General features: G+C 45.8%; 5 protein-coding genes. All 5 read right to left on the bottom strand.

The window, feature by feature from the left end; genetic code table 11:
- Positions 1 to 367, bottom strand: a 367-nt coding sequence (locus F7C14_RS03255) for an MBL fold metallo-hydrolase (protein WP_290899892.1), incomplete at its 3' end; no start/stop codon positions are given.
- Entirely contained in the window at positions 364 to 630 is a 267-nt protein-coding gene (locus F7C14_RS03250) for an elongation factor 1-beta (RefSeq protein ID WP_290899890.1), read from the bottom strand. The genes F7C14_RS03255 and F7C14_RS03250, both read right to left, overlap by 4 nt.
- Before the next feature lie 9 nt (positions 631 to 639).
- The gene (locus F7C14_RS03245) at positions 640 to 798 is read right to left on the bottom strand and encodes a zinc finger domain-containing protein (protein ID WP_290899888.1); all 159 of its coding nucleotides are present in this window, start codon (positions 796 to 798) and stop codon (positions 640 to 642) included.
- Between the two features lies 1 nt (position 799).
- Complete coding sequence (locus F7C14_RS03240; RefSeq protein ID WP_290899886.1) at positions 800 to 1,390, bottom strand: uridylate kinase; 591 nt, start codon at positions 1,388 to 1,390, stop codon at positions 800 to 802.
- On the bottom strand, positions 1,380 to 2,177 hold a 798-nt coding region (locus tag F7C14_RS03235), incomplete at its 5' end, for a hydantoinase/oxoprolinase family protein (protein ID WP_290899885.1). The genes F7C14_RS03240 and F7C14_RS03235, both read right to left, overlap by 11 nt.

Genomic DNA, 2,177 nt, shown 5'->3' with positions numbered 1-2,177 from the left:
GAACTTTTAAAGATAACTCCCCGAGATCTATGTAATCCCCATCATCAACTTCAACATCTGGAGAGAAGGGAGGATAATTTATGTTAAAAAAAACGGTCGAAAATCCCATCGACTTAACAAACTCGTACTCAGCTGGATGGATAACGATTTTAGCTCCACATATCTTCTTCAAATCAGCTGTTGCTGCAGCGTGGTCAAAATGGGAGTGGGTAAGAATTATGTAATCGATTTCTTTAGGATTCACATACCTTTTAAGCCTTTCAACGAGAAAAATCGCATCTCCTCCAGTGTCGACTACAGCTTTTTTCTCGTCATCTATAAAGTACACGTTGGCTGCAAGGGGAGGGGCGACAATTCTGTGTATCATACCAGCTCCTGACTTTCTATCTCTACGCTCTCGACTCCCTCAATGCTTTTAATGTTCTCCACAAGCTTATCTCCGACACCCTCTTCATCCGGCATCACAGCTAAGACGAGCAGAGCTTTAAGCCCGAAGGCTATCGGCTGAATGGCAAAGTCTTTTATCTCGACGTTTTCTGGAGCTACCTTCCTAACTTCCTCCTTCACTTTCTCAAGATCAACTTCCACGTCACTCGGCATTACCCTCAGCTTCATGTAAACTTTCCCCATCTCACCACCTCACGGTCCCTCAAAGCCACAGCTACACACGTAATGATTCCCCAGCTGTCTGCACTTCTTACAGCGGTAAATTATCTCCCCGCAGTTAGGACACGGAAAGGCTATATAGTTCGGACCGAACAGAGTAGCGTTGCAGGTGACGCAATGCCTGATTTCCATTTCACCACCTCCCTATCAGTGTTCCAACAGCACTTCCTCTCAATATATAATTTTTTACCCTTCCTCTGACGAAGCCGTTACAGACGAAAATTTCCACTCCAAACTTTTCAGCAAGCCTTACTGCCAGAGAATCTATGCAGCTTTTTTCCGGAACTTCATCGTAGCTGAGTTTTTCGGCAAGCTTTCCGTTGACGAAAACTCCGTCAACATCCGTTACCTTCACAACTTTCTTAATCCCAAGTTTTCCGGCAACCCAAACCGCTACGCTATCGGAAGTCGCCTCCCAGGAATGAGGAAGTTCGTCGTATCTTCTCACGAGGGAGTAGGGAAGAAGAACCTTCACACCCTCCAGTTTGAAGTCGAAGTCGTCAACTTCAAGAAGATCTGCAAAGCTTGATAGATACAGTCCGTAGACATCCATAGCCTTTAAAGCCATCCAGTGTGCCGTGTCGTCATCGAGATCCATGAGCCTGACTATATCTGCGAAAACCCAGCCTCCGGGGATTATCAAACAATCTTTCCCAGTCGACTTTACCTCCTCCACGACCTCTTTAGCCCTTTTAAAAACGCTTCCTCCGATTTTAATTATCATCCCCCAACAGCTCCGCTATCGCAAAAGCCGGAAATATTTTCGAAATTTCTTCCCCGAACTCTTTTGAGAGAGACACGTATTCCGCTCCAATCCTCTTCGCAGCATCTTCTATCAAAACCTCTCCCATTCCGCAGCCGATTACCCTCTCTATTCCGTAGCTTTCCATTTTCTCCCAAATCGCTTTTTCGATCTTCGCCACCATAACCTCGTATACTTCCCTCGAAATTTTCCTAACCTCCTCTTCCCCCATCTCATCGAGATCCGCGCAAAACTGCCTTGAAATTCTCTGCATGCATTCCTTGACACTCCTTCCCCTTCCGTCCGGAGTTTCACAGCTGTAGTCCTCTTCGCTTATAACGCCGAGAACTCGCATCGCATCGGCAGAAATAGAAAAAAGCTCTGAGGAGATCTCCTTAAAGGAGAGGAGGTAACAAAGAGGTGTTCTGAGCATTCCAAAATACAGCAACTCCCCTCTTTTCAGCCTCTCGTAATCCGTTTTTGCCGCAAGAATTTTTCCCTTGAAAGGGATAACATCGCAAGTAGTTGAACCGAGATCGACAAAAACAAAGTTCTCGTAAATTTTTGAGAGGTATTTTACCGAAGCTACCCAGTTTGCAGCCGAGAAGTCAAGAGGATCGTCTACGCTCCTTTTCAATTCGCCGTTGAGATTGAGGAAGTAAACATCTCCGGAAACGTTCTCCGCTATCGATCTTTCTATAAACCTCACACCCTCCTCCTTGCTTTTGAACGCATCAGACAGCTCAGCGGTGATGACAACTCCTATCTT

This window comes from Ferroglobus sp., assembly GCF_015521575.1.
Classification (GTDB): domain Archaea; phylum Halobacteriota; class Archaeoglobi; order Archaeoglobales; family Archaeoglobaceae; genus Ferroglobus.
The sequence above is the reverse complement of the archived record's forward strand: the minus strand, read 5'-3'. Positions and strand labels throughout refer to the sequence as shown.